Here is a 21,504-nt window from a genome sequence, read left to right on the forward strand (position 1 = left end):
CCGTCGCGATCGCAGCCGTCAGCGTGGTCTTGCCGTGGTCCACGTGGCCAATCGTGCCAACGTTGACGTGCGGCTTGGTGCGTTCAAATTTACCTTTTGCCATTTGATGCTCCTGGCGATCTGATCAGACAGGTGAAGAAAAAGAAAGTGGTGCCCATGGCGGGAATCGGACCCGCGACCTCTCCCTTACCAAGGGAGTGCTCTACCACTGAGCCACATGGGCAGCGACACAGGATTGAGGACCCAAACCGAGCCGCATCCGCAATCCGGTGTCGCCTCGACCTCACAAGCCCCGCGTTGGAGCGGGAGACGGGAATCGAACCCGCGTCATTAGCTTGGAAGGCTAAGGTTCTACCATTGAACTACTCCCGCCCTGGGAAGCAAACTTTGGTGGAGGAGGCTGGATTCGAACCAGCGTACGCGTTAGCGGGCAGATTTACAGTCTGCTGCCTTTAACCACTCGGCCACCCCTCCGACAGGGCGAGCCCGCGACTATAGCACAGGCGCCTGAGCAGGCAACCGCCAGTCGATGACCCGGCCCTGTTCGGCCAGCCAAGCTTGGGCCAAGCCAAAGTGCCCACACCCCAGGAAGGGGATCGGTGGCCGGCGCGCCGCCAAGGGCGACGGGTGGTTGGCTTGCAGCACGAGGTGGCGCCGAGCGTCAACCAGCGCGCTCTTGGCCTGGGCGTGCGCGCCCCAAAGCAAAAAGGCCTTGGGTGCCTGGTGCTCGCTGGCGCGCCGAATGAGGGCATCGGTCAGCGACTCCCATCCCCAGCGGGCATGGGCCGCCGGCCGACCGTCTTCGACGGTGAGCACCGTGTTCAGCAGCAGGACCCCATGACACGCCCAGGCGCCGAGGTGGCCCGACGGCGGCAAGGGCAGACTCAGGTCGCGAGACCACTCGGCCAGCAGGTTGCGCAAGCTGGGCGGAGGCTTGATGCCCTTGGGCACCGAAAACGCCAAGCCCTCCGCTTGGCCGGGGCCGTGGTAAGGATCCTGGCCCAAGATGACGACGCGAACTTGGTCGAGCGGCGTCAGGCGCAAGGCGCGCCAAGGGTCGGGCGGATACAGGGTGGCGCCCGCGGATTCGCGCTCGGACAAACGGGCGCGCAATGCGTGGGCGCCATGCCACCAAGGCTCCACCACCTCGGCCCAACCGGGTGCAAGGGCGCCGGGCTCGATCACGGACCGAACAGGGCAGCCAGCGCCGCACCGGGGTCGGCCGCGCGCATGAAGGCCTCGCCCACCAAGAAGGCATGCACGCCGTGCTCGCGCATGCGGGCCACATCGGCCGGGCCGAGGATGCCGGACTCGGTGATCAGCAACCGCCCGTCGGCGACGCGGTCGCGCAGGGCCAAGGTCGTCTCCAGGCTGACCTCGAACGTTCGCAGATTGCGGTTGTTGATGCCCTGCAGTGGCGTGCGCAGCCGCAAGGCGCGGTCGAGCTCGCCAGCGTCGTGGCTTTCCACCAGGACGTCCATGCCCAGGTCCATCGCGCAAGCCTCCAGGTCCCGCAGTTGCGCGTCGTCCAGGCAGGCAACAATGAGCAAGATGGCGTCGGCACCCATGGCACGGGCTTCGATGACTTGCAACTCGTCGATGACGAAGTCCTTGCGAATGACCGGCAAGGCACAGGCCGCGCGGGCGCGTTCGAGGTTGTGGCGGCTGCCCTGGAAAAAGCGCTCGTCGGTGAGCACGCTCAGGCAGGCGGCACCGTGCTGGGCGTAGCTGGTGGCGATGGCCGCCGGGTCGAAGGACTCGCGCAGCACGCCCTTGCTGGGGCTGGCCTTCTTGACCTCAGCGATGACGGCGCTGCGGCCGGCCGCCACGGCAGACTGGAGCGCTCGGGCAAAACCGCGCGGGGCATCGGCCGCCTCGGCCTGATGGCGCAGCGCATGGGCCTGGGGGCGCAGCGCAGCCACTTCGTCGTGCTTGACCGCAACGATGCGGCGCAGGATGTCATCCATGGGTCGCCGCCACGAAAGCGTCCAGCTTGGCGCGGGCGGTGCCGCGGTCGATGGCGCTGCGGGCGCGCTCGACGCCGTCGGCCACGCTATCGGCCACCTGAGCGGCGTACAGCGCGGCGCCGGCGTTGAGCAGCACGACGTCGCGGTGCACGCCCTCGTCGCCCGCCAGCACGCCGCGCACCAGCGCGGCGCTTTCGGTGGCATCGGCCACGCGCAGGCGGCGGGTGTGGGCCATGGGCAGGCCGAAGTCTTCGGGGTGGAGTTCGTACTCGGTGACTTGCCCGTCTTTGAGTTCGCCCACCAGGGTGGAGGCGCCCAGACTCAACTCGTCCAAACCATCCTGGCCGTAGACGACCAGCGCATGCTGGGCGCCCAAGCGCTGCAGCACGCGCACTTGAATGCCGACCAAATCGGGGTGAAAAACGCCCATCAGGATGTTGGGCGCGCCGGCGGGGTTGGTCAGCGGCCCGAGGATGTTGAACACGGTGCGCACCCCAAGTTCTTTGCGCACCGGGGCGATGTTTTTCATGGCCGGGTGGTGGTTGGGCGCGAACATGAAGCCGAAGCCCACACGTTGGATGCAGTCGGCCACACGCTCGGGGGCGAGGTCGATCCGGGCGCCGAGCGCCTCGAGCACGTCGGCGCTGCCGGTCTTGGAGCTGACGCTGCGGCCGCCGTGCTTGGCGACCTGAGCCCCCGCGGCGGCCGCCACGAAGCTGGCGCAGGTGCTGATGTTGAAGCTGTGCGCGCCGTCGCCCCCGGTGCCGACGACGTCGAGCAGGTGGGGGCTGGCCGCCACCTCGACCTTGCGGCTGAGTTCGCGCATGACCTGCGCGGCCGCGGCGATTTCGCCCACGGTTTCCTTCTTGACGCGCAAGCCGGTGATGAGGGCCGCTGCCATGACGGGCGTCATCTCGCCGGTCATGATGCGGCGCATCAAGTGCAGCATCTCGTCGGGAAAGATTTCCCGGTGCTCGATGACGCGTTGAAGCGCTTCGGTGTCGGTGATGGGCATGGTCAGGGTCCGAGAAAGGGGGCGAGGCGTCAGTGGGCGAGCTCGAGGAAGTTCTTGAGCATGGCGTGACCGTGTTCGCTCAAGATCGACTCCGGGTGGAACTGCACCCCTTCCAGGGGCGTGGCGGTGCCCGCCAGCTCGCGGTGGCGCACGCCCATGATTTCGCCGTCGTCGGTGCGCGCCGTGACGAGCAACTCGGTCGGGCAGGTCTCGCGCTCGATGGCCAGCGAGTGGTAGCGAATGACGCTGAAGCGCTCGGGCAGACCGCGGAACACGCCGCGCTGGTCGGTGTGGATGGTGCTGGCCTTGCCATGCATTTGCACTTGGGCGCGGACGATCTGGCCGCCCAGGGCCTGGCCGATGCTCTGGTGACCCAAGCACACGCCCAGGATGGGGATTTGGCCTATGAAGGCCTGGATGGCCGGCACGCACACGCCGGCTTCGTTGGGCGTGCAAGGGCCGGGCGACAGGATGAGGTGCGAGGGTTTCAGCGCCCCGATGCCGGCGACGTCGATCTCGTCGTTGCGAAGCACCTTCACCTCGGCGCCCAACTCGCCCAGGTACTGAACGAGGTTGAAGGTGAAGCTGTCGTAGTTGTCGATCATCAGAATCACGAGAGCATCCCCCCTTCGACCAACTCGGCCGCAGCCAGCACGGCGCGCGCCTTGGCCTCGGTTTCTTTCCATTCCAGCTCGGGCACCGAGTCGGCCACCACGCCAGCCGCGGCCTGCACGTGCAGCACGCCGTCTTTGACGATGCCGGTGCGGATGGCGATGGCCAGGTCCATGTCGCCCGCGAAGCTGAGGTAGCCGCAGGCGCCACCGTAGATGCCGCGCTCGACGGGCTCCAACTCGTCGATCAATTCCATGGCCCGCACTTTGGGCGCGCCCGTGAGGGTGCCTGCCGGGAAGGTGGCCTTGAGCACGTCGAGCTGGTCGACCTCGGGACGCAAGATGCCCTCGACGTTGCTGACGATGTGCATGACGTGCGAGTAGCGCTCGATGGCGAAGGCCTCGGTGACCTTGACGCTGCCCGTGCGGGCCACGCGGCCGATGTCGTTGCGGGCCAAGTCGATGAGCATCAGGTGCTCGGCGCGCTCCTTGGCGTCGGCGCGCAGCTCCGCCTCCAAGGCGGCATCGGCCTCGGGCGTGGCGCCGCGCGGACGGGTGCCGGCCAGAGGGCGGACGGTGATCTTGCGCTGCTGGTCGGGCAGGCGCTCTTCGCGCACCAAAATCTCAGGCGAGGCGCCGACGATCTGGAAGTCCCCCATGTCGTAGAAGTACATGTACGGGCTGGGATTGAGGGTGCGCAGCGCGCGGTACAGGTTGATGGGCGGGGCCTCGAAGCGCTTGCGCAAGCGCTGGCCGATGACCACTTGCATGCAGTCGCCCGCCGCGATGTAAGCCTTGGCCTTTTCCACCGCGGCGATGAGGTCGGCCTGCGCGAAATGGCGCTCCACCGGCTGCGCGGGCATGGGCAACAGCGGCGGGGCGCTGGCCGGGCGCTGAGCGCGTTCGACCAGCGCGGCCAAGCGCGCTTGAGCGGCCTCGTAAGCGTCAGGCTGCGCCGGGTCGGCCCACACGATGAAGTGCAGGCGGCTGGCCAGGCTGTCGACGACGACCACCTCATCGGTCAGCAGCAGTTGGATGTCGGGCGTGCCCAAGCCGTTGCCACGGCGCGACGCCGCCAGCCGGGGCTCGATGGCGCGCACCGCCTCGTAGCCGAAGTAGCCGGCCAGACCGCCGCAAAAGCGCGGCAGCCCGACCGGGATGGCCGGTGTCAAGCGCCGCTGGTAGGCCTGGATGGCGTCCAGCGGGTTGCCGTCCCAGCGCTCCACCACGGCACCATCGGTCACCAACTCGGTGGTGTTGCCGGTGGCCCGCAACAGGGTGCGCGCCGGCAGACCGATGAAGGAATAGCGGCCAAAGCGCTCGCCGCCCACCACGGATTCGAGGAGCACGCTGTGACGCTGCCCGCCACACAGCTTGAGGTAGAGCGCCAGGGGCGTGTCGAGGTCGCCCAGCGCTTGGCGAACCAAGGGGATGCGGTTGTGCCCGGCAGCGGCCAGGCGAAGGAATTCGTCGTTCGTGATCACGTCGGGGCTTTCAGGGGGAAAGTCCGGCCCGCCGTCCCGAGACGGCGCGGCGGCGTTGTCGGCGCATTTGGCCTATGGGTGGGCCGCTGGGGGCATGCGTTCAGGCCCGCCAGGGCCAGGCTCCCCGGTCTGCCGACCCGCGCGTGTGCTTGCGTGCAACGAACATGCGACTCAGTTTAGCGGGCGTGCCCGAACAACCTTACGCCCCGTGTTGCTGCGGATGCCATGGGCGCCAGACACGCGCACAATGGGCCGCGCTGGACCTTGCATTCCCTGGCAACTCAGCCATCACCAACCGGAGACCCTCACCATGCTGTTGCGCCGTGCCGCTTTGACCGTTCTGCTCTCGCTGGCCCTCCCCTTCACCGCTCAGGCCCAAACGGTCGAGGCTGGCGGTGCCAAGTTCGAAACCTCGGCCGACGTGGCCGGTCAGAAGCTGGTACTGAATGGCGCCGGGGTGCGCTACCGCGCCGTGTTCAAGGTGTACGCGGCGGGCCTCTACCTCAAGGCCAAGGCCGACACGCCGGACGCCATCATCAAGATGGACGGTGCCAAGCGCGTGCAAATCCGCATGCTGCGCGACGTCAGCGGCAAAGACTTGGGCAAGGCGTTCACCGACGCCATGCAGAAGAACATGCTGCCCGAAGACCGCGCCAAGACCATCAACGGCATCTTCAAGTTCGGCCAAATCTTTGCGGACCTGAAGAACGCCCCATCGGGCAGCCTGATTCAGGTGGACTTCGTGCCGGGCACCGGCTCTCAGGTGGTCTTTGACGGCAAGGCGCAGGGCGAGGTCATCAAGGAAGCCGAGTTCTACAACGCGCTGCTGCGCATCTGGGTGGGTGAGCACCCGGCCGACGACAACCTGAAGGACGCCTGGCTGGGCAAGGGCAAGGGTCGCTGATCGGCCCTCAAGCGCTGCCGGACCCCGGCCCGCCCCACAGGGCGGGCAGGTGGTCCAGGCGGTGCAGGTGGGCGCGGGCCGGCACCGCGCTCACCGGCTCTCCATGGTTGTAGCCGTAGGTCATCAGCACCACGGCCGCACAACCCGCCGCCTCGGCCGATTCGGCGTCGTTGCGGGAATCTCCCACCATCCACACCCCCGCGGGCGGTACGCCCAGGGCCTCGCACGCCCGCCAAAGCGCGTCGGGGTGGGGCTTCGGGCGCAGGCCAGCTTGCTGGCCCACGACCGCGGCAAAGGCGTCGCGCAGACCCAAATGCCGCAGCAACGCCTCGGCATTGGCCTGGGGCTTGTTGGTCACGCAGGCCAGCGGCATGCCCAGCAGCGGCAGCGCCTCGCGCACGCCGTCGAACACCCGGGCCCGTTGCCCGTTGAGGGCGGCGTAATGGGCGGAGTAGGTCACCCAAGCGGCATCGAACCATGCTGGCGGCGCCCCATGGTGCGCCAACCAGCCCTGCACCAGGCGCTGGCCGCCGCGGCCGATGGCGTGGCGAACCCATTCCGGGTCGGTCGCCGCCAAGCCCAACTCGCGACCTGTGGCCTGCAAGGCGGCGACGAAGTCGCCCACGGTGTCGACCAAGGTGCCGTCGAGGTCGATCAACAGCGCCAGCGGCGCGCTCTGGGCGTCAGGCACGCCCCAAGCCCCCCACAGCCTGCTCGATGAGGGTGAGCGCCGCCTCGAACCCGGCCTCGCTGCAGAAGTAGGGGTCGGGGACGTCCTGGCCGGCGTGAGCAGGCAGGTGATCGAGCATCAAGCGCAACCGGCTCGAAGGGGCGTCGGGCCACAGCCTTTGCAGTGCAGCCAAGACCTCGTGGTCGGCGGCCAAGATGAGGTCCCAGTCGGCCAAGTCGTTGGGTGAGACGCGCCGGGACCGCCACGGGGCAGGCACCTCATAGCGACGCCGCTCGAGTGCCGCGCGCGCCCTCGGGTCCATCGGCTGCGGCCGCGTGGCCGCCCAAACGCCTGCCGAGCCCACGCGGTCCACACCCAGGGCTGGCGCACAGGCGCGCAGCACCGCCTCGGCCATGGCCGAACGGCACAGGTTGGCGCGACAGACGAAGAGGACCGATTCGGGCATGCCCGCGCCGGGGTCAGCCCGCGAGTTGCTGACGCATGGCGTCGATCACCTGGCGGTAGTCGGGCTGACCAAAGATGGCCGAGCCGGCGACGAAGGTATCGGCGCCGGCGTCGGCGATGCGGCGGATGTTGTCCACCTTCACGCCGCCGTCGATCTCCAGCCGGATGTCGCGACCGGTGCGCTCGATCAGGCGGCGTGCCTGTTCGAGCTTGCGCAACGCGGAGTCGATGAAGCTTTGCCCGCCAAAGCCGGGGTTGACGCTCATGATCAGAATCAGGTCGACCTTGTCGATCACCCAATCCAGCACATCCAGCGGCGTGCCCGGGTTGAACACCAGGCCCGCTTGCTTGCCCTCGGCCTGGATGAGTTGCAGCGTGCGGTCCACGTGCTTGCTGGCCTCGGGGTGAAAGCTCACCACGTCGGCCCCTGCCTTGCAGAAGGCCTGCGCCAAAGCATCCACCGGTTCGACCATCAGGTGCACGTCGATGACCGCGGGCGTGCCGTCGGGCTTGACCGCGTGCGGGCGCAGCGCTTGACACACCATGGGACCGAAGGTCAGGTTGGGCACGTAATGGTTGTCCATCACGTCGAAGTGGATCCAGTCGGCGCCAGCGGCGAGCACGTCGCGGCACTCTGGGCCCAAGCGGGCGAAATCGGCCGACAAGAGGCTTGGGGCGATGAGGGCGGTCATGGCCTGGATTCTAGGAAGCCCCTCAAGCCCGATTGCGCGGGCCGCTGGACCCCGGTCGGCCCGGGGAATCCCCTTGCTCGGCCGAGGCAGCGCCGGCAAGCGGGAAAATCAAGCGTTTGCATTCGGCGAAGCGCCGCTCGGCGTCGCCCCCTCCCCCCACCATCGTTGCCATCGCGCCCCTCCATGACCCAAGCCGAGTTCACCTGCCGCGTCGAGGTCAAGCCCCTGCCCGAACAAACCGCACCGGACGAAGGCCGCTGGGCCTACAGCTACAGCGTGACCATCGAGAACACGGGCCGCGTGCCGGCCCAGTTGGTGGCTCGGCACTGGACCATCGTGGACAGCACCGGCGCCCATCAAGAGGTGCGCGGATTGGGCGCCGTGGGACACCAGCCCTACCTGCAGCCCGGCCAAGCCTTTCAGTACAGCAGTTGGGCCAGCATCGCCACCCCCCAGGGCACGATGAAGGGCCGCTACCTGTGCGTCAGCGAGCAAGCCGAGGTGTTTTGGGCCGAGGTGCCCGAATTCGTGCTGAGTGACAGCGGCCAGCTTCACTGAGCAGGGGGCTCGTCCTCGTCCCGGCGGCGCTCGCCTTTTGGACGACCCGAAAACATCGTCCACCAGATGATGAACACAAAGATCAGCAGCGCGCCCAGCGCCTCGAGCAAGAGCAACCCCATGCCGCCATTGCAGCACGAGGCCCATCCCCCGCGTTGCCGCATGGGCGTGGGGGCCGCGCTGGGGCTGGCGTTGCTGGCCGCCTGCAGCAGCCCACCGCACCAGCCGCCGAAGCCCCCCCCCAGCCCAACAGGCAGCCCGGCCCCGCCAGGGGCCGATGAGCAGGGCCCCGCCAGCCCCATCCACCTGCGCGGCCCGGCCCGCTGGGTGCCCATCCACTGGACGGGCTTGCCCGGCTGGGGGCAGGACGAACTGCACACGCTGTGGCCCGTGCTGCGCCAAAACTGCAGCCGCCCTCCCGAAGCTTGGCGGGCTTGGTGTCGGCAGTTGCAGGCCCACCCCGAACCCAGCGACCCGCTGCAGGCTCATGGCTGGTTGATGCAGACCTTGCAGCCCTACCGCGTGGAAGCGCTGAACGGCCGCGACGAGGGCCTGGCCACCGGTTACTTCGAGCCTGAACTGCGCGCCCGGCGCCAGCCCGACGCGCGCTTTCGGGTGCCGCTGTGGGCGCCGCCTCGCGACCCCGCGCTGGCCCAAGCGCCGCGGGCCACGCTGCAAGCCTCTGCCGCGCAGCACCGCCTGCAGGCCATCGCCTACCTGGACGACGCCCTGGACGCGATGCTGCTGCAGATTCAGGGGTCGGGTCGGGTGCGCATCACCGAACCGGATGGGCGCGAGCAGCAACGCCGACTGGCCTTCGCCGGTCACAACCAGCAGCCGTTCCAAAGCCTGGGCCGCTGGCTGATCGAACAGGGCGAACTGCGCGAGGGCGGCGCCAACTGGCCCGCCATCAAGGCCTGGACCTTGCAAAACCCCGAGCGTCAAGACGAACTGTTGGCCGCCAACCCGCGGGTGGTGTTCTTTCGTGAAGAGCCCTTGACCGACCCCGCCTTGGGCCCACGCGGGGCCCAGGGCTTGCCGCTGACCCCAGGGCGGAGCGTGGCCGTGGACCCGCGGGCTGTGCCCTACGGCACGCCCTTGTGGCTCGACACCACCGAGCCTCTGAGCCCGACGCCGCTGCGCCGCCTGGTGCTGGCGCAGGACACAGGCACGGCCATCGTCGGCGCCGTTCGCGCCGACCTGTTCTTCGGCTGGGGCGAACCCGCCCTGGCCCAAGCCGGCCGCATGAAGCAGCCGCTGCGCTGGTGGGCGCTGTGGCCGCGCGGCGCCCCTTTGCCTTCTTGAACCCTCCCAGGAGACTGCCATGACCGCCTCGTTCGTCGACTTCTGCCGCCCCGACGGCGCCCTGACCCGCGCCTACCTGGCGCCCGCCGCATCGACCGAGGCGCCCAGCGTCGTCGTGCTGCAAGAGTGGTGGGGCTTGAACGCCCAGATCCGCTCGGTGGCCGATCGCTTGGCCGAAGCCGGCTTCCATGCCCTTGTGCCCGACCTGTACCGGGGCCGCTTGGCGGCCGATGGCGAAGAAGCCAACCACCTGATGAGTGGCCTGGACTTTGCCGACGCCACGCACCAAGACGTGCGCGGTGCCGTGGCCCACCTGGCGGCACGCAACGGCCGTCCGGTGGCGGTGATGGGCTTTTGCATGGGCGGTGCACTCACGGTGGCCGCGGCGGCGCACGTGCCGGGCTTGAGCGCCGCCGTGTGCTTCTACGGCGTGCCGCCCACCTCGCTGGCCGACCCGGCCACCATCACCATCCCATTCCAAGGCCACTTCGCCAGCCGGGACGACTGGTGCACCCCAGCCGTCGTGCAAGGAATGGAGACCGCGATGCGCGATGCCGGCCGCCAGCCCGACGTCCACCACTACGAGGCCGACCACGCCTTCTTCAACCAAACCCGCCCTGAGGTGTACGACGCCGCCTGCGCCGATCTGGCGTGGCAGCGCACGCTGGCGTTCTTGCGGCAACACCTGGCCTGAGGCAGCTCAAAGGGGCGCCAGCCCCTCCCCCCGCAGCCCCACCAAAAGCGCTCGCCCATCGGGGGTGACGCGGAACTCGCCGAAACGTGCGCGTTGCCAGCGCTCGGCCTCGCCCTCGCGGAAGTACCAGGCGTCGGTGACCAGGATCCAGTGCCCATCCTTGGGGCTGAGTTCGACGCGGCGCTCGTCCGCGGCCAGCCCACGGCCGTCGTCGGTCCGCACGAAGGTGGCCACGCCTTGGGCATCGCGGCGCAACACCACGAGGGGGCGCTGCGCGCCCCAACTCGCGCGCGGCGGCGCGGCGTCGGTGGGCACGCTGAAGTTCAAACGCATGTAGTCGCCCTGCATCAGGGATCGCGGGTCGACCGGGGCCAGGGGCACGAACAGGGGCTCCCCCTGGGCGATGAGACGCTCCTTCTGGGCGATGCCCACGTTGGCCACGCCCAGGGTGAGCGCCAGCGCGAGCAAGGCGCCCCAGCGGCGGTCCAGGCCGGCCGCGCCAGGCACCCAGCGCGGCCGGACGATGGCGGCCACCAGCAGGCCCAGCGTCACCAGGCCCAGGGCCTTGTGCGCCAGCGGCCAGGCCAGTTGGTAGTAGAACGCCCCCAGGACCCACAGCGCTGCCAGGCCCGCGGCCGCAGCCAGGCGCCAGCGCTGCTGGCGCGCGCACAGCGCGGCTGCCAACGCGATGGGGCCCAGCGCCGGCAGCACCAAGGCCAAGGTGGCCAGCAGCAGCGCCAACAGCGCCCAACGCGCAGCGCGCAGGGGCGGCCAGGCGCGGGCCAGCAGGGCAAAGCCCAGCACCGCAGTGGCGCCGCTGCCCAGGGCCAGCACGGCGCTGCCCCATGGGGTGTCGCCACGGTGCAAGCCGCTCAATCCCGCCACCAGGAACGGGCTGCCGCTTTGCACGGCCAGCGCAGCCAGCACCGTCAGCAGCCAGCCGGCCCCAGTGGACCACCAGGCCTGCGCGACGCGGGCCGACAGGAGTGCACGCGCCACCCCGGCCCATACAGCGAGCAGGGCCGTGGCCACGGCCCACTGCGGCCAGCCTGGCAAGGACCAGGGCCCCGACCATGGTTTGCTCAGTGCCCAACAGCAAGCCGCCGCGCCGGCGCCCAGCAAGGTGCGCAGCCACGGACGCGGCAGCGGCCAGGCCAGCCCAAGGCACAGCAGGGTCAAGGCGGCCCAGGCGGGTTCGTCGGGCAGGCTTTCGTGCAGGCGCCAGCCCACGCACAGCAGGCCCACCAACAGCAACGGCACGGCCAGTTGCTCCACGAACAGGGGCACGGCACGGTCGCGCAGCAGCAGCACGGCCACGACGATCAAGCCCGCCCCCACGAAGAGCAAACCCACGCCGTCGCGCACCAGCGGGCCCAGCAAGCCGCCGATGAAGGCCAGCAACGGCACAGCGGCAAACCACGCGCCCACGGCCGTGAGCAACTGCACCGGCCAGGGCCGCTGCTCGGTGTTGGGCCACGCCGCGGCCTTGGGCAGCAAGCCCTGGGCCTGGGCGCGCTGCAGCAGTTCGGCGGGGCTCATGCGGCACCTCCGGCGCGATGGCGGCGCATCAGCAGGCTCACGGTGCCGGCCAGCAGGCCGGCAGCCACCAAGCCGAAAACAAAGGCCTTGCCGAGCCAGTCGCTTCCACTGCCGCCCTCGAACAACCAGCGGCCGAAGCCGGCCAGTGCCCACACGTTGATCGCCAGGGCGGTGGACGACAGCATCACCAGGTCCCCCTGGCGCCACAGCGCAGCGCCCGCGGCCAGCAGCAGCCCGCCCAGCCAGGCGTACTGCGGCCCCCAGCGGGTTGTGAACACGGCCATCAAGGCCCAGCCACTGATCACCACCACGCCCCACACGCCCTGCGCGCGCCAGGCCCACAAGCCGGCGCCGTGCCAACGCTGCGCCCAGGGCGCCAGCGCTGCGGCCAGGGCCACCAGGGCCGCGGCGCCCAGCAACTGGGGCGTGAGCGCGTCGGCGTCCGAGGCCCAGCGATGCCCGCTGTGCGCCTGCACCCACAGCACCACGGTCAGCGTGGCCGTCAGCGTCCAGGGCGCCCACACGGCGTCGTGCCGCACGGCCAGCGCCAAGGGCAGCGCCAGGGCAGCCCACAGCGCGAACAATTGCCAAGGGTCGGCGCCGGTTTGGTAGGTCTGGCCGAAGTAAGCGAACAGGGCGCCCTGCCCCAGCCAGGCCAGCAGGCCCAGCGCGGGCCGCGCGTGCGGCAGGGTCCAGGCGCCCAGCAGGCTGCTGGCCACCAAGCCTTGCAGCAGCGCGAACTTCGTGGTCCGGCCCCAGTCGGGCCAGTTGGCTGCCACCCACATCACCACGCCCAGGCCCACCAGCAAGGCCGCCACCGCGCCCACGGCGGGCAGCAGGCGTTCGGCCAAGCGGGGCGGCGGCGCGTCTTCCACCAGGGCAAGCAGGGCGCGGGTGCGCTGCGGATCGAGGCCGTGGTCCACGGCCAGGGCGTGAAGCCCAGGGCGACAGTCGGTCATGCGGTAGCGGGTAAGGTGCAAGGCCTCGATCCTAGGCACCCTGCCGCCCCGCTGCCCCGCGGAAGCGCCGAGTCGCTCCAAGCGGTACCGTGCGACGCGGTTGGCGCCACCCCTGTTGGAGCTCGTTCCCATGCGTCCCCTGGCCTGCACCCTCGCCGCCTTGGCCTTCCAAGCCTCGGCCCAAAGCCCGGCACCCACCCCCGTGCCCTCCCCGCCGGCCGACCCGGCGCTGGCCCCGCTGCTGCAGGCCATCGACCCTGCGCTGCTGCGCCGCCACATCGACACCCTGGCCGCGTTCGGCACGCGACACACGGCGTCGGACACGGCGAGCGACACCCGCGGCATCGGCGCGGCGCGGCGTTGGATCGAGCGCGAATGGCGCGCCTGTGCGAAGGACACACCGCTGGAAATCAGCACCCGCAGCCACATCGAGCCCGTGGGCCGGCGCATCGCGGCGCCCACCGAGATCGTCAACGTGCTGGCCACCCTGCCCGGCCGCGACCCCAAGCGCTTCATCGTCGTCAGCGGTCATTACGACAGCCGCAACGCCGACGTGATGGACGCCCAAGGCGACGCCCCCGGCGCCAACGACGACGCCTCGGGCACCGCCGCCGTGATGGCCATGGCCTGCACGATGGCCCGTTCGACCCGCCAACCCGAGGCCACGCTGGTGTTCGCCGCCGTGTCGGGTGAGGAGCAGGGCCTGCTCGGCGCCGCCCAACTGGCCAAGGAACTCGACATCGACGGCCAGACCGTCGAGGCCATGGTCACCAACGACATCGTGGGCAGCCCAAGTGGCGCCCAAGGCGAGCACGCCCCGATGCGCATTCGGCTGTTCGCCGACGGCCTCGACCCGCTGCTGCGCCTGATGCTGCGAGGCGCGCAAGCCGAGCCCTCGCCCCGTCTCAAAGCGCAGCAAGCCCTGGCCGCCGCTGGTGGCGCCGACGACCTGCCCGCCGCGCAGCTGGGCCGCCACCTGGCCCGCGCCGCCGAGGCTTACGTGCCGGGCACGCAAATCGACCTCATCCAGCGCCGCGACCGCACCCTGCGCGGCGGCGACCACCTGCCCTTCCTCGAACGCGGCCTGGCCGCAGTGCGCTTCACCGAGCCCTTCGAAAACTACGCCAACCAGCACCAGAACGTGCGCCTGGAAAACGGCCGGCTTGCGGGCGACCTGCCCGCGTTTGTGGACGTGGACTACCTCGCCCGGGTGACCCGCGCCAACCTCGCCGGCCTGGCCACTTTGGCCTGGGCTCCGCCGCCGCCCGCGCAGGTGCAGGTGGACGCCAGCGAACTGAGCAACGACACCCGCCTGATCTGGGCGTCCAGCCCCGGCGCCAGCGGCTACCGCGTGCTGTGGCGCCGCAGCGAGTCGGCCCGCTGGGAATGGGCCCGCGACCTGCCCGCCAGCGCCCGCGAGGCGGTGATCGCCGGTGTGTCGCGCGACGACGTGGTCTTCGGCGTGCAGGCGCTGGGCGCTCATGGCCACAGCAGCTTGGCGGCGTACGCACCGCCGGTGAACCCGGCGCGTTGACCGCGCGGGGGCTCGAAAGGTCAGGGAAAATCAAGCTGGGGCGGGCGCTCGCACGCTCAATTCAGCGTCCAGACGAAAGCCTGCGTGGCCGACATCACGCCGTCCTTGAGCTTGTCGCTGGCTGGCGCCTTGTACGTTTGCGCCTTGGCCCGGGCCACCGAGGCGTCATCGAGCAAGGCCTCGAACACCACCGGCCGCACGTCGGACGGCACGCCCGGCACCCGCAGTTCGCGTTCGTGCACGGTCGCCCGCATCAACTGACCCTTGGCGTCCAAGTCGACCCAAAGGGTCACCCGACCCGTCACCCCGAAGCGCTTGGGCAATTCGGGGTAGCCATCGTCGGACTTGAGCGGCGTGCCAGCCGCTTCGCGACCGATCCACAACAGGTCGGGCAGTCGGATGGCCAGGCCCTCGCGAAAGCGCGCCAAGGCCTGCGCTTGACGGGCCGGATCGCCCTGCACCTCGGGCCGCGCCAGTTCGTTGCGCAGGGCCCAGTGGTGCAGCAGACAGCGGTCCAGCGCACGCGCCCGGGCGACTTCGCGCCGCTGGCCCGCCCGGGCCTCAGGGCCGTAGCTGCGCAGCAGGCTCGGCAAGGGCTGCAGCCCGACGGTGTCGCCGCGGCGCACCCGCTCGATCAGTGCCGCCACGGGCTGGGGCTCGGTCACGGCCAGCGCACGGGGCTGACCCCAGCGCGCCAGCAAGGCCCGCTCGTGCGCCAGGGCCTCGGCCAAAGCCGGTGCAGGCAGGCCGCGCAGACGCCCCAAACGCTGGTCCATTTCCGTGACCGGCTCGGCCACCGGGTGGCAGGCGGTCTCGCTCTGCAGCGCCTGCAGCACCAAGGCGTCGTGCGCCGACCCCAGGCTGTCCAGGCTCCACAAGCCAAACTCGTTGTAGATGCGCGCCATCACCCGGTCGGCCGTCAGGGTCGGCTGGGGCCCTTGCTGCTCCTCGCGCCACCAGGCCAGCATCAACGCCCGCACGCGCGGCAGGTGCTCGGTCACCATGGCGGTGGCCGCCTGCCGAGTGGGCTCGTCGTGGGCGGCATTCACGCGCCAATGCGGCAGCAAGTTTTGCGCGATGAACCGATCCACCCAGGCTTCGGGCGACGGCGGTTGCGCTTCCGCCGGGGCGGCGGGCTCAGCCGCCCAGGTGGAGAAGCCTGCCCCCATGCCCAATGCGCACAACAGCCCCAGCACCGCCGCACGCAGGCGGCCAACCCATGAACGATTCATGCCCTCATTGTCGGCGCTGCGCAGCGGCCGGCGCGGGCGGGTTCAGCCGAAATCGAAGGTACCGGGGCCCAGCGCCCCTTGGGTCAGCGCGGCCACCACGCGTGCACTGGCCTGCCGCAGGGCGCTGGCGGTGTGGGCTCGGTAGGTGCCCTGCACCAAGGGCCCCAGACCATGCTCGGCGCTGAAGCTGCCACCATGCGCCGCCACACGGGCGTAAACGCCCTCGCGCAGGCGCTGCAAGGCCTGTGCGTCCAATGGCTCGGCTGCACGGGGCCACACCAGATTGAAATGCTGGCCACCGTCGCCCAAATGGCCAAAGTCGCACACCTGCGCGGGTGGAAACTCGCCCGACAGCCAATCGCTGGCCTCCGCCCGGAAGGCCCACACGGCCCGGCGAGGCAGGCTGATGTCGAAGCCAATGACCGCCCCACGCTCGCGCAGGCCCTCGCTTACCGCATGCCGCAGGGCCCAGAGGGCGTCGTCCTTGTCCAGCGCCGCGTCCAGCACATCACCGCGCTCGAAAGCCGCTTCCAACTCGCCGTGCAGCAAAGCGCGCAGGTCGACACCGTCGAAATCCGCCGCCAGCTCGATCAGCAGGCTGTAGGGCGGCAGCCCTTGCGCAAAGGGCGAGGCCCCGCCCCGCACCTCGATGGCGGCGGCCAGGGCGTTGGCACTCAAGCCCTCGAAGGCCGACACCAAACCGCCCCATGCCTGGGTGAAGCGCTGGTACAGGGGCCACACCGCCTCCAGGCTCGCGGGCGCCACCAGGGCCACGGCAGTGTGTCGGGGCAGGGCTTGCAGGCGCAGCGTGGCTTCGGTGATGACGCCCAAAGCCCCACTGCTGCCGATGAACAGATGCTGCAGCGCCAGCGCCGCGTTGTCCTTCGCCAAGCCGCGGCCCAGCGTCAACACCTCGCCATCGGGCAGCACCACCTCCAGGGCCAAGGTGTTGGCCCGCACATCGCCATAGCGGCACATGCGCGTGCCCCCTGTGTTGTGGGCCAGCATGCCGCCGATGCTCGGGTCGGCACTGAGGTCGATGGCGAACTGCAAACCATGGGGGCGCAGCCGCTCGTTCACCTCCGACAGGCGGAATCCCGCCGAGACCCGCAGGGTGCGGTCCAGTGCATCCAGCTCGAACACACCCCGCAGCCGCTCGGTGCTCAGCACCACCTCGCCCTGCGGCGTGGCAGCCTTCACCAGGCCCGTGTGTGCGCCTTGCGGCAACAGGCGCACGCCGTGCTCCTGGGCCCGTTGCAGCAGGTGGGCCACATCGGCCGCGGTGCCGGGGCGGCAAACGGCCGGCGAGCCGCCCGTGCCGTAACGCGCCCCGCTCAGGTAGCGGGGTTCCACCTCGGTGTCGACCACCGACCCCGCGGCCCGGATGAAGGCCTCCAAGCCCATCAATTCAGGATTTCCAACGCTTCATGCGTCGTCATTTTGAAGATGGCCGTCGCGTTGCCGGCGTCGAACGCGAGATCCAGCCGACCGCACTGCAGCCGCTCGCGCTGGATGAACTCGTAAAAGCTGCCTGGCACGTGCCGCGTGACCCATTCGCCCTCGTGAAGGAACTCTCGCGCCACCTGGGCGGCCTTGAAGGCGGTTTGCATCACGCGTCCGCTGCCGCTGACCTCGATCGTGTCCTTGATCGAGCGTCCCTTGCGCTTTTGCGCTTCGCTCAGCGCCTGCAGGTCGCTCACCCGGTCGGTGGCGTGGTTGAAGGCATTGCCCTCGGTGGCAATCCAGGCCATTTCCGCCGACTCGGCCAGCAGCGTTTCGTAATCGGCCAGCGCAAAACCCCCATGCTGCCGACCGAAGCACGCCACGATCTTGGGCATCAGGGCCAAGGCGTCGCTCCAGGGCAAAGCGGCATCGCGCCCCAGGCGTTCCAGGCGACCGATGTCTTGCGGTCCCAGCGGGTCCACGCTGTCGGCCAGCACGCGAGTGACCGCCGCTTGGAACTGCGCACTGAAGCGCTCCGGGTGCAACTCGCTGACGAAGAACTGCGCAATCGTTTCCGGGAAATCGGCGTGCGCCCAAGCGCGGCCGGTCATCTTCAAGCGGGGCAGCGGATAGGTGTCGGCCACGGTGAAACCCAAGGGGCGCAACACGCGGGAGATCGCCGCCTCGCCGGGCGGCAGGGCGCCGCTGGGCCAGGCCACCGTGCGCAAAGCACCATGGTCGAAGGTGATCTTTTGGCCGGCGGCCATCACATCCTGAACGTAGTCGTGCCCTTCGGGCACGCGCTCGTGCAAGTCGAAGAACAGCACCATGTTCAAGGCCTGGGCCATTTCGGCGCGGCTGACCGTCTCACCGATGGGCCGGATCAAGCGCGGGTCGATCTCCAACTGAGCCACCAGGGCCTCGGCCGCCGATGCCCCCAGCAAGCCTTGAACGAGGCGATGAACGCCATTGCGTGGAGCATCAGACATCGAACTTGACCCCCTGCGCCAGGGGCAGGCTGTTGCTGTAGTTCACCGTGTTGGTCACACGGCGCATGTACTGCCGCCAGGCGTCGGAGCCCGACTCGCGGCCGCCGCCCGTTTCCTTTTCGCCCCCGAAGGCGCCACCGATCTCGGCGCCCGAGGTGCCGATGTTGACGTTGGCGATGCCGCAGTCGCTGCCGCTGGCGCTCATGAAGGCCTCGGCCTCTCGGAGGTCGGTCGTGAAGATGGCGCTGGAAAGTCCCTGCGGCACGGCGTTTTGCAGGGCGATGGCCTCGTCCAACTTGCTGTACTTCAGCACGTACAAGATGGGCGCGAAGGTTTCGTGGCACACCACGTCGGTCTGGGCCGGCATGGTCACCAGGGCCGGGGTGGCGTAGTAGGCCTCCGGGTGATCGGCGGCCAAGGCGCGCTCACCGCCCCGCACCTGCCCGCCCTGGGACCGCGCTGCATCCAGCGCGGTTTGCATGGCCTCGAAAGCCTGCCGATCCACCAAAGGGCCCACCAGCGTGCCGTCATGCAGCGGGTGCCCGATCTTCAATTGCACCCGCACTTTGTCCAAACGCTCGACCAGGGCGTCGTGCACGCTGTGGTGGGCGATCACGCGCCGCGTCGTCGTGCAGCGCTGACCCGCCGTGCCCCAGGCGCCGAAGGCGATGGCGCGCACCGCCAGTTCCAAGTCGGCTTTGTCGCTGACGATCAGGGCATTGTTGCCCCCCAGCTCCAGCAAGCACCGACCAAAGCGCGCCGCCACCTTGGGCCCGACGATGCGGCCCATGCGGGTCGACCCCGTGGCACTGATCAAGGGCACGCGGGCGTCCGTCACCAACGCATCACCGACCGCGGCGCCACCGTTCAGCACCTGGCTCAAGCCCTCGGGTGCGGTGTGACCGGCAGCGCTGTACGCGGCGACGGCCTTGTCGAACAAAGCCTGCGTGGCCAACGCCGTCAACGGGGTCTTTTCGCTCGGCTTCCAAATGCAGGTGTCCCCGGCCACCAAGGCCAAGGCGGCGTTCCAAGCCCACACGGCCACCGGGAAGTTGAAGGCGCTGATGATGCCCACCACGCCCAGCGGCAACCACTGTTCCATCATGCGGTGGCCCGGCCGCTCGCTGGCGATAGTCAATCCATGCAACTGCCGCGACAAACCGACGGCGAAGTCGCAGATGTCGATCATCTCCTGCACCTCACCCAGCCCTTCGCTGGCGATCTTGCCGGCCTCCAGGCTCACCAAAGCGGCCAAATCGGCCTTGTGCGCGCGCAGCACCTCACCGAAGACGCGCACCAACTCGCCCCGCTTGGGCGCCGGGATCACCCGCCATGCCAAGAAGGCCGAATGCGCGCGCCCGATGGCCGCCTGCATGTCCTGCGCGGAGGCCTCCACCACCCGGCCGGTCACAGCACCATCAACCGGCGAGCGGGCGGCCAAGGTCCCGTCGGTGTAAAGCGCCGGGGCGACCCCCATGCGTTGCAACAAGGAGGCGGCGGTGGGCGAGGACATTGGGGTCATACGGTCTTTCGTGCAGCGGGTCGACAAGGTGGGAGACAGGAGTCAGGCGATCGACTCGACCTGGCGCGACTGCTGGTACGCCCGACCGAAGCGGTTGGCCAGGAAGTCGGGCAAAGCGACCTCCTCTTGCCGGATGAAGCCTTGCTGCGGCAACCTGCCTTCGCGGAACAGGTCCAGGGCCGCGCAAATGCCGGCGGCCGTGGTGATCTGGATCGCGCTCAGGGGCGACTTGACATCCCGGTCGGCAAAGATCTTGCGGGCGAACACCTCTTGCATGAGCACGCCGTTCTTCATGCCACTCACCGTCACGAACACCAGCACCACGTCCTGCATCGTCGCGGGCATGCTCTTGCGCATGATGTCCTTGAGTTTTTCTTGGTCGGCCGCCAAGCCCAGGTCCTCCAGCAGGAACTTCATCAGTCCGCGGTGGCCGGGGTAACGCACGGTCTTGTAATCCAGATTGCGCACCTTGCCCGCCCAGGTTTCACACAGCGTGCCCAAACCCCCCGATGTGTTGAACGCCTCGTACTCCGTGCCATCCAAGCTGAAGTGCTCCAGCCCTTCCAACGGGAGCGCCGAAATGAACTCACCGCCGTGGATCGCCTCGCAGGGGTGGCAATACTCGTTGATCAACCCATCCACCGACCACGTCAGGTTGTACTTCAGCTGGTTGGTCGGGAAGGCCGGCAACGCCCCCACGCGCATTTGCACGTCACGCACCTCATCGAACTGCTTCGCCAAGTGGTGGGCGACGATCCCAATGAAGCCCGGCGCCAGTCCGCACTGCGGCATGAAAGCGGTCTTTGCGCCGTCTGCCATGTCCTTGATCGCCTTCGTGGCGGCCACGTCTTCGGTCAAGTCGAAGTAATGACAACCGCACTCCTTCGCCAGCGTGGCGGCGGTGATGGCCAAGTGGTAGGGCAAGGCATTCAGCACCGCGTCCTGTCCGCGCAATTGGGCCGCCAGTGCCGCCGTGTCCTCGGTGTCAACCGCCGCGGTGGCGATGCCTTCGGCAGCCAAGGCGCTCAGGTACTGGGCATTTTTGTCCACCACCGTGACGCGGTAATCCCCGCTTTGGTGCAGCAATCGTGCGATGGTTTGTCCGATGTGGCCAGCGCCAAGCAGGGCGATCTTCATGGGGAACTCCGTGGTCTTGAGAGGTTGAGCGCCAGCGGCGCGTTGGCTTCACTTTAGGGCGGGTTCACGTCAAAATACAGAAGCAACTCGACGAAAGGGAGAGCCATCTCGTCGATTTGGATGTTCGTTTCTGCTTTTTGTATGAAATGGGGAAAACCATGGTTCACGCACTCGACGGCCTCGACCGCGAACTCATCGCCGCGTTGCAGTCCAACGCCAGAATGTCGACCACCGACCTGGCCAAGCGCCTGCGGGTGGCGCGCACAACCGTGGTGTCCCGATTGAGTCGACTGGAGGCCCAAGGCGTCATCGTCGGCTACACGGTGCGGCTGGGCGCGACCGAGGGCCGGGAAGGCGTGCAGGCCTTTGTCAACCTGAGCGTCAGCCCCAAGGCCGCCCGAAGCGTGGTGGATCGCCTCAGCCTGTTCCCCGAGCTACGCCAGCTGGCCGCCGTCAGCGGCGAGTTCGACTACCTCGCCGTGCTGCGCGCCGGCAGCACCCAACGCTTGGACGCTCTGCTCGACGAAATCGGCGAAATCGATGGCGTCATCCGCACCACCACATCGGTGCTCCTCGCCATGCGCATCGATCGCATCGCCTGAGTTCCACCAAACCACCGCCTACCGTCGGCAGACAGCAAAAAGCAAAACCCCTCGACACGGGAGGTATCGAGGGGTTTTGGGGGGTAAATAGCTTGACGATGTCCTACTTTCACACGGGCAATCCGCACTATCATCGGCGCTGAGGTGTTTCACGGTCCTGTTCGGGATGGGAAGGGGTGGGA

The 21,504-nt window shown here is 69.1% G+C and carries 23 protein-coding genes and 3 tRNA genes; 6 read left to right on the top strand and 20 right to left on the bottom strand.

The window, feature by feature from the left end; all coding sequences use genetic code 11:
- The 9 genes from O9335_RS09640 to trpE form a co-directional block, all read right to left on the bottom strand.
- A partial coding sequence (locus O9335_RS09640; protein WP_029951219.1) for a GTP-binding protein occupies nt 1-103 on the bottom strand: 103 nt, incomplete at its 3' end.
- 45 nt (nt 104-148) lie between these two features.
- Nucleotides 149-223 (bottom strand) — tRNA-Thr (locus O9335_RS09645).
- 75 nt (nt 224-298) lie between these two features.
- A tRNA-Gly gene (locus O9335_RS09650) sits at nt 299-372 on the bottom strand.
- Between the two features lie 16 nt (nt 373-388).
- Nucleotides 389-474: transfer RNA gene (locus O9335_RS09655), tRNA-Tyr, on the bottom strand.
- A gap of 18 nt (nt 475-492) precedes the next feature.
- Nucleotides 493-1,185, bottom strand: coding sequence for a uracil-DNA glycosylase (locus O9335_RS09660; RefSeq protein WP_298387144.1), 693 nt, complete (start codon nt 1,183-1,185; stop codon nt 493-495).
- On the bottom strand, nt 1,182-1,967 hold the full coding sequence (trpC, locus tag O9335_RS09665) for an indole-3-glycerol phosphate synthase TrpC (protein WP_298387147.1): 786 nt from the start codon (nt 1,965-1,967) through the stop codon (nt 1,182-1,184). Before trpC ends, O9335_RS09660 begins: the two co-directional genes overlap by 4 nt.
- Nucleotides 1,960-2,982, bottom strand: a complete 1,023-nt coding sequence (gene trpD / locus O9335_RS09670; protein WP_298387150.1) for an anthranilate phosphoribosyltransferase — start codon at nt 2,980-2,982, stop codon at nt 1,960-1,962. Before trpD ends, trpC begins: the two co-directional genes overlap by 8 nt.
- Before the next feature lie 29 nt (nt 2,983-3,011).
- On the bottom strand, nt 3,012-3,596 hold the full coding sequence (locus O9335_RS09675; RefSeq protein ID WP_298387154.1) for an aminodeoxychorismate/anthranilate synthase component II: 585 nt from the start codon (nt 3,594-3,596) through the stop codon (nt 3,012-3,014).
- Complete coding sequence (gene trpE, locus O9335_RS09680) at nt 3,593-5,077, bottom strand: anthranilate synthase component I (protein ID WP_298387156.1); 1,485 nt, start codon at nt 5,075-5,077, stop codon at nt 3,593-3,595. Before trpE ends, O9335_RS09675 begins: the two co-directional genes overlap by 4 nt.
- Before the next feature lie 310 nt (nt 5,078-5,387).
- Between trpE and O9335_RS09685 the strand changes: the two genes are divergently transcribed.
- Nucleotides 5,388-5,981, top strand: a complete 594-nt coding sequence (locus O9335_RS09685; RefSeq protein ID WP_298387159.1) for a chalcone isomerase family protein — start codon at nt 5,388-5,390, stop codon at nt 5,979-5,981.
- 7 nt (nt 5,982-5,988) lie between these two features.
- Here O9335_RS09685 and O9335_RS09690 read toward each other — a convergent pair whose 3' ends face one another.
- The 3 genes from O9335_RS09690 to rpe are packed head-to-tail and all read right to left on the bottom strand — an operon-like array spanning nt 5,989 to nt 7,808.
- A complete protein-coding gene (locus O9335_RS09690; RefSeq protein WP_298387162.1) occupies nt 5,989-6,672 on the bottom strand; it encodes an HAD-IA family hydrolase in 684 nt (227 codons plus the stop codon).
- On the bottom strand, nt 6,665-7,117 hold the full coding sequence (locus O9335_RS09695) for a low molecular weight phosphotyrosine protein phosphatase (protein WP_298387165.1): 453 nt from the start codon (nt 7,115-7,117) through the stop codon (nt 6,665-6,667). Before O9335_RS09695 ends, O9335_RS09690 begins: the two co-directional genes overlap by 8 nt.
- A gap of 13 nt (nt 7,118-7,130) precedes the next feature.
- Nucleotides 7,131-7,808 (bottom strand): ribulose-phosphate 3-epimerase, encoded by a 678-nt coding sequence (gene rpe, locus O9335_RS09700; RefSeq protein WP_298387168.1) that lies wholly within the window; start codon nt 7,806-7,808, stop codon nt 7,131-7,133.
- A 183-nt stretch (nt 7,809-7,991) separates the two neighbouring features.
- Between rpe and apaG the strand changes: the two genes are divergently transcribed.
- Nucleotides 7,992-8,366 (top strand): Co2+/Mg2+ efflux protein ApaG, encoded by a 375-nt coding sequence (apaG, locus tag O9335_RS09705; RefSeq protein ID WP_298387171.1) that lies wholly within the window; start codon nt 7,992-7,994, stop codon nt 8,364-8,366.
- Here the strand turns inward: apaG and O9335_RS09710 are convergent.
- A complete protein-coding gene (locus tag O9335_RS09710) occupies nt 8,360-8,488 on the bottom strand; it encodes a hypothetical protein (protein WP_298387174.1) in 129 nt (42 codons plus the stop codon). The genes apaG and O9335_RS09710 overlap by 7 nt on opposite strands.
- Here O9335_RS09710 and O9335_RS09715 point away from each other — a divergent pair.
- Together O9335_RS09715 and O9335_RS09720 are read left to right on the top strand one after the other, a co-directional pair.
- Complete coding sequence (locus tag O9335_RS09715) at nt 8,487-9,671, top strand: MltA domain-containing protein (RefSeq protein WP_298387176.1); 1,185 nt, start codon at nt 8,487-8,489, stop codon at nt 9,669-9,671. The genes O9335_RS09710 and O9335_RS09715 overlap by 2 nt on opposite strands.
- 19 nt (nt 9,672-9,690) lie before the next feature.
- Complete coding sequence (locus tag O9335_RS09720; RefSeq protein ID WP_298387179.1) at nt 9,691-10,365, top strand: dienelactone hydrolase family protein; 675 nt, start codon at nt 9,691-9,693, stop codon at nt 10,363-10,365.
- A 6-nt stretch (nt 10,366-10,371) separates the two neighbouring features.
- On the opposite strand, the gene O9335_RS09725 is transcribed toward O9335_RS09720, so the two are convergent.
- Together O9335_RS09725 and O9335_RS09730 are read right to left on the bottom strand one after the other, a co-directional pair.
- Complete coding sequence (locus tag O9335_RS09725) at nt 10,372-11,904, bottom strand: GDYXXLXY domain-containing protein (protein WP_298387182.1); 1,533 nt, start codon at nt 11,902-11,904, stop codon at nt 10,372-10,374.
- Nucleotides 11,901-12,884: a DUF2157 domain-containing protein gene (locus O9335_RS09730; RefSeq protein WP_298387185.1), complete on the bottom strand. Its 984-nt coding sequence runs from the start codon at nt 12,882-12,884 to the stop codon at nt 11,901-11,903. The genes O9335_RS09725 and O9335_RS09730 overlap by 4 nt, the downstream gene beginning before the upstream one ends.
- A gap of 109 nt (nt 12,885-12,993) precedes the next feature.
- Here O9335_RS09730 and O9335_RS09735 point away from each other — a divergent pair, with 109 nt between their 5' ends.
- The gene (locus tag O9335_RS09735) at nt 12,994-14,397 is read left to right on the top strand and encodes a M20/M25/M40 family metallo-hydrolase (protein ID WP_298387188.1); all 1,404 of its coding nucleotides are present in this window, start codon (nt 12,994-12,996) and stop codon (nt 14,395-14,397) included.
- Between the two features lie 56 nt (nt 14,398-14,453).
- On the opposite strand, the gene O9335_RS09740 is transcribed toward O9335_RS09735, so the two are convergent.
- The 5 genes from O9335_RS09740 to O9335_RS09760 form a co-directional block, all read right to left on the bottom strand.
- Nucleotides 14,454-15,629 carry a hypothetical protein gene (locus tag O9335_RS09740; protein ID WP_298387192.1) on the bottom strand — a complete coding sequence of 392 codons (1,176 nt, stop codon included), beginning with the start codon at nt 15,627-15,629 and terminating at the stop codon, nt 14,454-14,456.
- A 42-nt stretch (nt 15,630-15,671) separates the two neighbouring features.
- A complete protein-coding gene (locus O9335_RS09745; RefSeq protein WP_298387209.1) occupies nt 15,672-17,033 on the bottom strand; it encodes an FAD-binding oxidoreductase in 1,362 nt (453 codons plus the stop codon).
- Nucleotides 17,033-17,920 carry a DUF1338 domain-containing protein gene (locus tag O9335_RS09750; RefSeq protein ID WP_298387212.1) on the bottom strand — a complete coding sequence of 296 codons (888 nt, stop codon included), beginning with the start codon at nt 17,918-17,920 and terminating at the stop codon, nt 17,033-17,035. Before O9335_RS09750 ends, O9335_RS09745 begins: the two co-directional genes overlap by 1 nt.
- A 133-nt stretch (nt 17,921-18,053) precedes the next feature.
- Nucleotides 18,054-19,574, bottom strand: coding sequence for an aldehyde dehydrogenase family protein (locus O9335_RS09755; protein WP_298387196.1), 1,521 nt, complete (start codon nt 19,572-19,574; stop codon nt 18,054-18,056).
- A gap of 51 nt (nt 19,575-19,625) precedes the next feature.
- Nucleotides 19,626-20,720, bottom strand: a complete 1,095-nt coding sequence (locus tag O9335_RS09760) for a saccharopine dehydrogenase NADP-binding domain-containing protein (protein ID WP_298387199.1) — start codon at nt 20,718-20,720, stop codon at nt 19,626-19,628.
- Between the two features lie 158 nt (nt 20,721-20,878).
- On the opposite strand from O9335_RS09760, the gene O9335_RS09765 reads away from it, so the two are divergent.
- Complete coding sequence (locus O9335_RS09765) at nt 20,879-21,322, top strand: Lrp/AsnC family transcriptional regulator (RefSeq protein WP_298387201.1); 444 nt, start codon at nt 20,879-20,881, stop codon at nt 21,320-21,322.
- The last annotated feature ends 182 nt before the right edge of the window (nt 21,323-21,504 follow it).

The sequence above is a fragment of the Inhella sp. genome (assembly GCF_027532025.1).
Lineage (GTDB): Bacteria > Pseudomonadota > Gammaproteobacteria > Burkholderiales > Burkholderiaceae_C > Inhella.

Coding starts and splice junctions, on each gene's coding strand:
- O9335_RS09745 (WP_298387209.1), bottom strand. CDS start 17,033: ATGGGCTTGGAGGCCTTCATCCGGGCCGCGGGGTCGGTGGTCGACACC.
- trpC (WP_298387147.1), bottom strand. CDS start 1,967: ATGGATGACATCCTGCGCCGCATCGTTGCGGTCAAGCACGACGAAGTG.
- O9335_RS09760 (WP_298387199.1), bottom strand. CDS start 20,720: ATGAAGATCGCCCTGCTTGGCGCTGGCCACATCGGACAAACCATCGCA.
- O9335_RS09740 (WP_298387192.1), bottom strand. CDS start 15,629: ATGAATCGTTCATGGGTTGGCCGCCTGCGTGCGGCGGTGCTGGGGCTG.
- O9335_RS09715 (WP_298387176.1), top strand. CDS start 8,487: ATGCCGCCATTGCAGCACGAGGCCCATCCCCCGCGTTGCCGCATGGGC.
- O9335_RS09720 (WP_298387179.1), top strand. CDS start 9,691: ATGACCGCCTCGTTCGTCGACTTCTGCCGCCCCGACGGCGCCCTGACC.
- O9335_RS09710 (WP_298387174.1), bottom strand. CDS start 8,488: ATGGGGTTGCTCTTGCTCGAGGCGCTGGGCGCGCTGCTGATCTTTGTG.
- O9335_RS09685 (WP_298387159.1), top strand. CDS start 5,388: ATGCTGTTGCGCCGTGCCGCTTTGACCGTTCTGCTCTCGCTGGCCCTC.
- O9335_RS09725 (WP_298387182.1), bottom strand. CDS start 11,904: ATGAGCCCCGCCGAACTGCTGCAGCGCGCCCAGGCCCAGGGCTTGCTG.
- O9335_RS09755 (WP_298387196.1), bottom strand. CDS start 19,574: ATGTCCTCGCCCACCGCCGCCTCCTTGTTGCAACGCATGGGGGTCGCC.
- apaG (WP_298387171.1), top strand. CDS start 7,992: ATGACCCAAGCCGAGTTCACCTGCCGCGTCGAGGTCAAGCCCCTGCCC.
- trpD (WP_298387150.1), bottom strand. CDS start 2,982: ATGCCCATCACCGACACCGAAGCGCTTCAACGCGTCATCGAGCACCGG.
- O9335_RS09735 (WP_298387188.1), top strand. CDS start 12,994: ATGCGTCCCCTGGCCTGCACCCTCGCCGCCTTGGCCTTCCAAGCCTCG.
- O9335_RS09695 (WP_298387165.1), bottom strand. CDS start 7,117: ATGCCCGAATCGGTCCTCTTCGTCTGTCGCGCCAACCTGTGCCGTTCG.
- O9335_RS09750 (WP_298387212.1), bottom strand. CDS start 17,920: ATGGCCCAGGCCTTGAACATGGTGCTGTTCTTCGACTTGCACGAGCGC.
- O9335_RS09765 (WP_298387201.1), top strand. CDS start 20,879: ATGGTTCACGCACTCGACGGCCTCGACCGCGAACTCATCGCCGCGTTG.
- rpe (WP_298387168.1), bottom strand. CDS start 7,808: ATGACCGCCCTCATCGCCCCAAGCCTCTTGTCGGCCGATTTCGCCCGC.